This window comes from Streptomyces hokutonensis (genome assembly GCF_042751305.1).
GTDB lineage: Bacteria > Actinomycetota > Actinomycetes > Streptomycetales > Streptomycetaceae > Streptomyces > Streptomyces hokutonensis_A.
This window is the reverse complement of the sequence record NZ_JBHYWD010000001.1, coordinates 1,266,814-1,275,454: the sequence shown is the minus strand read 5'-3', so window position 1 is coordinate 1,275,454 and position 8,641 is coordinate 1,266,814. Positions and strand designations below refer to the sequence as shown.

8 protein-coding genes are annotated in these 8,641 nt (G+C 70.1%); 7 read left to right on the top strand and 1 reads right to left on the bottom strand.

Annotation, left to right across the window (positions count from 1 at the left end; genetic code table 11):
* Positions 1-215 precede the first annotated feature (215 nt).
* Positions 216-656 carry a RidA family protein gene (locus ACFXC1_RS06025; RefSeq protein WP_381239308.1) on the bottom strand — a complete coding sequence of 147 codons (441 nt, stop codon included), beginning with the start codon at positions 654-656 and terminating at the stop codon, positions 216-218.
* Between the two features lie 185 nt (positions 657-841).
* Between ACFXC1_RS06025 and ACFXC1_RS06020 the strand changes: the two genes are divergently transcribed.
* The 7 genes from ACFXC1_RS06020 to ACFXC1_RS05990 all read left to right on the top strand — a co-directional run bounded on the left by ACFXC1_RS06020 (position 842) and on the right by ACFXC1_RS05990 (position 8,493).
* Complete coding sequence (locus ACFXC1_RS06020; RefSeq protein ID WP_381239305.1) at positions 842-1,666, top strand: fumarylacetoacetate hydrolase family protein; 825 nt, start codon at positions 842-844, stop codon at positions 1,664-1,666.
* Between the two features lie 2 nt (positions 1,667-1,668).
* Positions 1,669-2,154, top strand: coding sequence for a cupin domain-containing protein (locus ACFXC1_RS06015; protein ID WP_381239303.1), 486 nt, complete (start codon positions 1,669-1,671; stop codon positions 2,152-2,154).
* Positions 2,151-3,098 carry an acyl-CoA thioesterase gene (locus ACFXC1_RS06010; protein WP_381239300.1) on the top strand — a complete coding sequence of 316 codons (948 nt, stop codon included), beginning with the start codon at positions 2,151-2,153 and terminating at the stop codon, positions 3,096-3,098. Before ACFXC1_RS06015 ends, ACFXC1_RS06010 begins: the two co-directional genes overlap by 4 nt.
* A 61-nt stretch (positions 3,099-3,159) precedes the next feature.
* Complete coding sequence (locus ACFXC1_RS06005) at positions 3,160-4,818, top strand: AMP-binding protein (RefSeq protein ID WP_381239297.1); 1,659 nt, start codon at positions 3,160-3,162, stop codon at positions 4,816-4,818.
* Positions 4,815-7,184 carry a bifunctional salicylyl-CoA 5-hydroxylase/oxidoreductase gene (locus ACFXC1_RS06000; protein WP_381239295.1) on the top strand — a complete coding sequence of 790 codons (2,370 nt, stop codon included), beginning with the start codon at positions 4,815-4,817 and terminating at the stop codon, positions 7,182-7,184. Before ACFXC1_RS06005 ends, ACFXC1_RS06000 begins: the two co-directional genes overlap by 4 nt.
* Complete coding sequence (locus tag ACFXC1_RS05995) at positions 7,181-7,642, top strand: acyl-CoA thioesterase (protein ID WP_381239293.1); 462 nt, start codon at positions 7,181-7,183, stop codon at positions 7,640-7,642. The genes ACFXC1_RS06000 and ACFXC1_RS05995 overlap by 4 nt, the downstream gene beginning before the upstream one ends.
* Positions 7,639-8,493 carry a PaaX family transcriptional regulator gene (locus ACFXC1_RS05990; RefSeq protein WP_381239290.1) on the top strand — a complete coding sequence of 285 codons (855 nt, stop codon included), beginning with the start codon at positions 7,639-7,641 and terminating at the stop codon, positions 8,491-8,493. Before ACFXC1_RS05995 ends, ACFXC1_RS05990 begins: the two co-directional genes overlap by 4 nt.
* The last annotated feature ends 148 nt before the right edge of the window (positions 8,494-8,641 follow it).

Here is an 8,641-nt window from a genome sequence, read left to right as displayed (position 1 = left end):
CCGCGCAGGCAAAGAGGCCCACCTATTTCGGCAGTCGAACTGAATTGAATGTTTGAAAGCCGCACCGCTCGGCAGGGATGTCAGAATGGCCGCGCGCCGACCGGAAGCGGAACCCCTGCAACGGGGGTCGCGAAATGCAGCAAGAAGCCCCCGTCGGCGTACGACGAGGGCTCATGCAAGATCGAGGGCAGCGCTCACCTGCCGCCAGGCACCCGTCACACCCCGGTGGCGTTCCCCTCCCCCGGCCGGACGAGTCGCTCGTCCGGGATGACCGCGACGCCGAGAATCTCGATCATCGCCTCCGGCTGCCAGAGCGCGGTGGTACCGATGCCGGCCATCGCCGGGTAGACCGGGCCCGCGAGCTCACGCCAGACCTTCCCGATCTCCTTGCCGTGGGCCTGGTAGTCGGGGATGTCTGTGAGGTAGATCGTCAGGCTGACCAAGTCCTCGGGGATGCCACCGGCGGCCCGCAGCGTGGTGAGCACGTTGCCGAAGGCCTGCCGGAACTGATCGACGATGCCCCCGGGGACGATCCGCATGTCCGCGTCCAGGGCCGTCTGCCCGCCCAGGTGGAGCGTGTTGCCGCTCAGGGTGCCGTGCGAGTAGCCGCTCGGCGCGGGGAGCGAGGGCGGGTTCACCGGGATCGGAGTCGTCATTGCGGGTTCCTCCTCGGACGGGCTGGTGCAGGCAGCGTAACCCATCTATTGACTGTTTTCGACGGTCGTGAAAATCTCGCTATATCGCCGACGTGGCTCGGCCCCTCCGGCCGTCGCCACCCGAGCACCCGAGCACCCGAGCACCCGAGCACCCGAGCACCCGAGCACCCGAGGGAGTACCGCCCATGAAGCTCGCCACCGTGGCCCACGAAGGCCGCACCACGGCCGCCGTCCTGGACGGCGACCGCTGGCGGGCGCTGCCGGCCGACGACCTCTCCGCGCTGCTGGCGACGACGGCCCCCGACCGCATCGCCGACCTCGCCGGGGCCGAACTGCCGGGTGCCGCCCCGGTGTTGCCGCTGCCGTCGCCGCGCAAGGTCGTCTGCTGCGGCCTCAACTACGCCGACCACATCGCCGAGATGGGCCGCGAGCTGCCCAAGCACCCCACGTTGTTCGCCAAGTTCGCCGACACGCTGACCGGCCCGGAGAACGACCTGTCCCTCCCGCACGGTCTCGACGTCGACTGGGAGGCGGAGCTCGCGGTGGTGGTCGGGGCCGAGCTGAAGGGCGCGGACCGGGACATGGCCGGACGGGCGATCGCCGGGTACACGGTCGCGAACGACATCAGCGTGCGGGACTGGCAGAAGCGCACGCTCCAGTGGTTCCAGGGCAAGGCCTGGGACCGCACCACTCCGCTGGGCCCGGTGGTCGTCACCCCCGACGAGCTGGACCCGGTCGCGGGTGTCGAGGTGATCTGCCGGGTCAACGGCGTCGAGCGGCAGCGCGGCAACACGCGCACGCTGGTGTTCGACGCGGCCGAGCTGCTCGCCTATATCTCGGCCTTCACGGTGCTGCGTCCCGGCGACCTCGTGCTCACCGGCACCCCTGGTGGCGTGGGGTCGGGCATGACTCCGCCGGTCCATCTGGGCGACGGCGATCTCGTCGAGACCGAGATCCCGGGCATCGGCACCCTGCGCAACCGTCTCCGTCTCACCGACTCCAGGAGCTGACCATGGAACCCGACTTCTCCAAGTACGTCCTAGAGGGCGACAACTCCTTGTACGCCAACGAGTCCGGCCTGGTCGTGCCGGTCGTGACCCGCGCGGGCCTGGAGGTCGGTGACACCGGCCAGTCCGCGGGCGCGAGCCGGATCTCCGGCGTCTCCGTCCAGCACACGCCGGCCACCAAGCTGTGGTTCGGGAAGGTGAGCAACGAGTCGGGCTATCGCTCGGTCCCCCATCACCACGGCGAGGCGGAGACCGGGGGCTACGTCCTCTCGGGCCGGGCCCGGATCTATTTCGGCGAACGCTTCGAGGACTACCTCGACCTCGCCGAGGGCGACTGGGTCTTCGTCCCGCCGTTCATGCCGCACGTCGAGTGCAATCTCGACCGCAACAACCCGCTGACCTGGATGACGACCCGCACCCCGGAGAACATCGTGGTCAACCTGGAACAGGTGGCGGACGCCGACCTGCGCGACTGGCTGGACCGGCCGTGAACGACATCCAAAGCACCGACTCCCGAGCAACCGGCGCAGGCGTACGCTCCGTCCCGACCTCGGCGGTCTTCACCGCCGCGCTCGCCCTGACCCCCGCCGAACCCGAGCACTTCGACCTCGCCTTCACCGCGACCACCCAGCCGTGTCCGTGGCCGAAGGCGTACGGCGGCGACATGGTGGCGCAGGCCGCCGCCGCCGCGATGCGTTCGGTCGAGGGCAAGACGCTGCACTCGATGCACTCCTACTTCCTGCGGCCGGTCGACATCGGCGCCGAGGTCCGCTACGAGGTGGAACTGCTGCGCGACGGCCGCGGCTACGCCACCAGGCAGGTCCGCGGCTTCCAGAACGGCAAGCCCGTCTACACCTGCCTCGCCAACTTCGCCGCGGGCGAGCCGGGCGCCACCTTCGCTGCCGAGCCCCCGGCCGGCGTTCCGGATCCCACCGAACTGCCCAGCTCCGCAACGTACTTGCGCGACACCACCGCGCCCCGGGGCACGATGACGGACACCTCCGAGGAGTACTGGAGCGGCGGGCGCAGCTTCGACATGCGGCACGTGCCGGGGCCCGTCTACCTCACGGTCGAGGGCGAGCGCGTGCCCCAACAGGCCGTCTGGGTAAGGCCGTTCGACGCGCTGCGTCCCGTCGACGGGCTCACCGACGAACAGCGCGACCTCGCCGCGCTCGCCTACGTGTGCGACTACACGATCCTCGAACCCGTCCTGCGCGTACTGGACCTGCCCTGGGCGCAGCCGGGTGTCGTCACCGCCAGCCTCGACCACTCGATGTGGTTCCACCGGCCGGGCCCCATGGACGAATGGCTCCTCTACGCCCAGGAAGCCGTCGCCGCCGACTCCGGTCGCGGACTCGCCGTCGGCCGCTTCTTCACCGCCTCCGGTACCCACCTGGCCACCGTCGCCCAGGAAGGCCTGATCCGCAGCTCTTGATTTCCACGCAGCTCCTGATCCCTGCACGGCCCGCCCCCGGCCTGCGGAAAGGAACCTCCCGATGGACCAGTTGGACCCTGTTGCTCTCTCGCCCTCCGCCTATCCGGACACGTTCGCCCGCGACCACCTCCCGCCGCGCGCCCAGTGGCCGGTCCTGGAGTTCACCACCGACGACCTCCAGTACCCCGAGCGCCTCAACGCCGGCACCGAACTCATCGACGTACCCACCGCCGCCTTCGGCCCCGACCGCCCGGCCCTGCGCACACCGGGCGGCGAGGTGTGGACCTACGGCGAGCTGCTGCGCCGTACCAACCAGATCGCCCACGTCCTCACCGAGGACCTCGGCGTCGTCCCCGGCAACCGCGTGCTCCTGCGCGCGCCCAACAACCCCTGGGTCGTGGCGTGTTGGCTCGCCGTCCTCAAGGCCGGCGGCATCGTGGTCACCACCATGGCGGCCCTGCGGGCCCGTGAACTCACCCCGGTCGTGGAGAAGACCCGGCCGGCCGTCGCCCTCGTCGACCACCGGTTCACGGCTGACGTCGAGGCCGTACGCGACACGGTCCTGCCGGACCTCAGGATCGTGGCGTACGGCGGTGAAGCCCCCGACGACCTGACGCGCCAAGTGGCTTTGAAATCAGGCGAGTTCACGCCCGTCGACACGGCCGCCGACGACGTCGCCCTCTTCGGACCCACCTCGGGCAGCACCGGCGTACCGAAGATCACCACCCACTTCCACCGCGACATCCTGTCGATCGACAACACCTTCGGACGCCACACCCTGCGGCTGCGGCCCGACGACCTCGTGTCGTGCACGGCTCCCCTCGCCTTCACCTTCGGGCTCGGCATCCTGGTCGTCTGCGCCCTGCGGGCCGGAGCGTGCGCGCTGCTGACGGAGGCGGTCGCGCCGGAGCCGCTGGCCGAACTGGTCGCCGAGGCGGGGGTCACCGTGCTGGCGACCGCGCCGACGGCGTACCGGCAGATCCTCAAGGCCGGGAAGGCGGACCGGCTGCACGGCCTGCGCGCCGCGGTCAGCGCCGGCGAGCACATACCGGAAGAGGTGTGGCAGCAGCTCCACGAGGAGACCGGGATCAAGGTCATCGACGGCATCGGCGCCACCGAGATGATCCACATCTTCATCTCCGCCGCCGGTGACGAGATCCGGCCCGGGGCGACGGGGAAACCTGTCCCCGGCTATCGCGCGACGGTCCTCGACCTCGACGGTGAGGAGGTCGGCCCCGGTGTGGAGGGGCGGCTGGCAGTGATCGGCCCGGTCGGGTGCCGCTATCTCGACGACCGGCGCCAGGAGAACTACGTCGTCAAGGGCTGGAACGTCACGGGCGACACCTTCGTCCGCGACGAGGACGGCTACTTCTACTACCGCACCCGCACGGACAACATGATCGTCTCCTCCGGCTACAACATCGGGGGTCCCGAGGTCGAGTCCGCGATCAACACCCACCCGGACGTCGTCGAATCGGCCGTGGTCGCCAAGCCCGACCCCGAACGCGGCTCGGTCGTCTGCGCGTTCGTCGTCCTGGCCGAGGGGGTCGTGGGCGACGACGCCAAGGTCAAGGACATCCAGAACCACGTCAAGGCGCAGCTGGCGCCCTACAAGTACCCCCGGGCCGTGCGCTTCTGCGACGCCCTGCCCCGCAACACCAGCGGAAAGCTCCAGCACTTCCTGCTGCGCCAGATCGTCGAGAAGGAGAACCAGGCATGAGGATCGCCATCGTGGGCGGCGGGCCGGGCGGGCTGTACCTCGCCGCGCTGATGAAGCAGCTCGACCCCGGCCATGAGATCACCGTGTGGGAGCGCAACGCGCCCGACGACACCTTCGGCTTCGGCGTCGTCTTCTCCGACGAGACCCTGGGCGGCATCGAGAACGCGGACACCGTCGTCCACGACGCGATGGAGAGCCGGTTCGCCCGCTGGACCGACATCGACATCGAGTTCGACGGCCACCCCTTCACGGTCGGCGGCCAGGGCTTCGCTGCGATGGCCCGCAAGGACCTGCTGCACATCCTCCAGGAGCGGGCCGCCGAGCTCGGCGTCACGGTCCACTACCGCACCCTCGCCCCGGACGTCGACGAACTGCGCCTGTCCTACGATCTCGTGGTCGCGGCGGACGGCATCAACTCGGCGGTGCGCACCAAGTACGCCGACGCCTTCGTCCCCTCACTCGACCAGCGCACCAACAAGTACATGTGGCTGGGCACCGACCGGGTCTTCGAGGCGTTTCAATTCCTCGTCAAGCAGACCGGGTTCGGGACCATGCAGATCCACGGGTACCCCTTCTCCGACGACGGCTCGACGTTCATCGTGGAGATGGCGGAGGACGTGTGGCGCAAGGCGGGCCTCGACTCGACAGAGGGCATCCAGTTCCCACCCGGCGTCAGCGACGAGGAGTCGGTGGCCCGGATCCGCGAGATCTTCGCCGACGAGCTCGCCGACCACAACCTCCTTACCAACAACTCCCGTTGGCTCAACTTCACGACGGTCCGCAACGAGCGCTGGCACCACCACAACGTGGTCCTGCTCGGCGACGCCGCCCACACCGCGCACTTCTCGATCGGCTCCGGCACCAAGCTGGCCATGGAGGACGCCCTCGCGCTCGCCGCGTGTCTGCACGAACACCCCACCGTGGACGAGGCGTTGACGGCGTACGAGACCGAGCGGCGTCCGGTGGTGGAGTCCACCCAGCGTGCCGCGCAGGCCTCACTGGAATGGTTCGAGAACATCGGCCGCTACGCCGACCAGGATCCCGCGCAGTTCTGCTTCAACCTGCTGACCCGTTCGCGCCGGATCACCTTCGACAACCTCAAGGACCGCGACCCGGGCTTCGCCGACCTGATCGAACGCGGCTTCGCCGAGGCCCAGGGCGCGGCCGAGTCCGCCCCGGCGATGTTCCAGCCGTTCAGCATCGGCGGCCTGGAGCTGAAGAACCGGATCGTGGTCTCGCCGATGGACATGTACTCCGCCGTCGACGGAGTGCCGGACGACTTCCACATCGTCCACCTCGGCTCCAAGGCGCTCGGCGGCGCGGGCCTGGTGATGACCGAGATGGTCTGCGTCTCCCCCGAGGGCCGCATCACCCCGGGCTGCACGGGCCTGTGGAACGACACCCAGCGCGAGGCGTGGACGCGGGTCACGTCCTTCGTCCACGAGCGCAGCACGGCGAAGATCGGCCTCCAGCTGGGCCATTCGGGCCGCAAGGGCTCGACTCGGCTCATGTGGGAGGGCATTGACGAGCCTCTCGTCGAGGGCAACTGGGAGGTCGTCGGCCCGTCCCCGCTGGCATACGGCAAGGGCTGCCACACACCACGCGAGATGACCCGGGCCGACATGGACGCCGTGGTCGCCGACTTCGTGTCCGCCGCCCGCCGGGGCGCCGACGCGGGCTTCGACCTTCTCGAAGTGCACGCAGCCCACGGCTACCTGCTCTCCTCCTTCCTCTCCCCCATCGCCAACCGCCGCACCGACGAGTACGGCGGCGACCTCAGCAACCGGCTGCGCTTCCCGCTCGAGGTCTTCGACGCCGTACGGTCCGCCTTCCCCGTCGACCGCCCGGTGACGGTACGGATCTCCGCCACCGACTGGGCGCCCGACGGGAACACCGAGCACGACGCGGTCGAGATCGCGCGCGCGTTCGTGGCGCACGGCGCGGCGGCCGTAGACGTATCGTCCGGCCAGGTCACCAAGGACGAGAAGCCGGCGTACGGCCGCTCGTACCAGACCCCGTTCGCCGACCGCATCCGGCACGAGGTGGCCGCTCCGGCGGGCGCTGCCGTGATCGCCGTAGGAGCGATCTCGTCGTACGACGACGTCAACTCGATCCTGCTCGCCGGGCGCGCCGACCTGTGCGCGCTGGGCCGTACGCATCTCTACAACCCGCAGTGGACGCTCCAGGCCGCCGCCGAGCAGGAGTACCGGGGCCCGGGCGCCGACTGGCCGGCGCAGTTCGCGGCCGGCCGCCGCAAGCCGCCCACGTCGCGGACCGACGCGGTGCGTCCGCGCCTGGCGCTGCTGCGCGAGACGCCGCGGGACGCCGTGCACCTGCGCTGGACCCCGGGCAGGGCAGCGGAATGAGCGGCCCCTACGCCATCCACCGCACCCGCGTGGAGTGGATCGACACCGACGCGGCCGGGATCTACCACAACACGACCGTCGTCCGGTTCGCCGAGGCGGCGGAGGCCGAGCTGATGCGGGCGTACGACATCCCGGGCTACTTCCCGGTGGCTCCGAGGGTTCGCTACGAGGTGGAGTTCGAGGCATCGATCCGGTTCGGCGAGGAGGTCGAGACGCGGGTCGAGCTGGTCCGCCTCGGCCGGACGTCGATGACCTTCGGTTTCGAGGTGTGGCGCGGCGCCTCCGGGGACGAACCGCGCCGTCGCGCGGCCCGGGGCAGCTATGTCACCGTGCACGTGCCCGACAAGGAGAAGGGCGGCAGCGCACCCTGGCCGCCCGCCTGGCGCGAGGCACTGCGCTCGTCCGACCGGGCCGAACCGGACGCCACCCCGGCGCGCACTAAAATAATCCGATCATGACGGCAAGCGATCTCGTTGACGACAGCCCGGGCCAGCCCGCACCGCCGCGGTCCCTGATCGTGACGGTGTACGGCCTCTACGCGCGCGAGGTCGGCGGCTGGATCAGCGTGAGCGCGCTGATCCGGCTCCTCGCCGAGCTGGACGTCGACGCCCAGGCGGTCCGTTCCTCGATCTTCCGGCTGAAGCGCCGCGAGATCCTGGTGGCCGAGCGACGGGACGGCCGCGCGGGCTACGCGCTCTCGCCGTACGCCCGCTCCGTCCTGGAGACCGGTGACCGCCGTATCTTCGAGCGCCACGCCGCGACCGACGACGGCTGGGTCATCGCCGTCTTCTCCGTCCCGGAGAGCGAACGGCAGCACCGTCACCAACTCCGTTCCCGGCTGGCCTGGTTGGGCTTCGGCACGGTCTCCTCCGGGGTCTGGATCGCCCCGGCCCACGCCCTCGACGACACCCGCGACCACCTCCTGCGACACGGCCTGGACCAGTACGTCGACCTGTTCCGCGCCGACTACGTTGCCTTCGGCGACCCCGCCGAACAGGTGGGCCGCTGGTGGGACTTGGAGGCACTGCAGAAGCTCTACGACGACTTCGTCGCGGAGTTCACGCCGCTGGCCGGGCGTTGGTCCGGGGTCGGCGCGGAGGCGCTGTCCGACCAGGAGGCGTTCATCGACTACGTCCACGTTCTGACGGCTTGGCGCCGGCTCCCCTACCTGGACCCGGGCCTGCCCGACACCCTGCTCCCCGCCACCTGGTCGGGCACAACGGCCGCGGACCTCTTCGCCGCACTCCGGAGCACCTTGGCGGATCCGGCCCATGAGTTCGCCAGCAGCCTGCTGACCGAGAGTCCGTGACGTCGGAGGTGTGGAACTCGGGCGGGTGGTGACCGGCCGGCCGAACAGGGTTCGAAAAAACGGCATGACCGGTCCGGAAAACCAGCTGTCACACACCAATTGGCGAAGTTTCAGCCGTCAACAAGCCCGCCACAGGCCCCTCGATGAG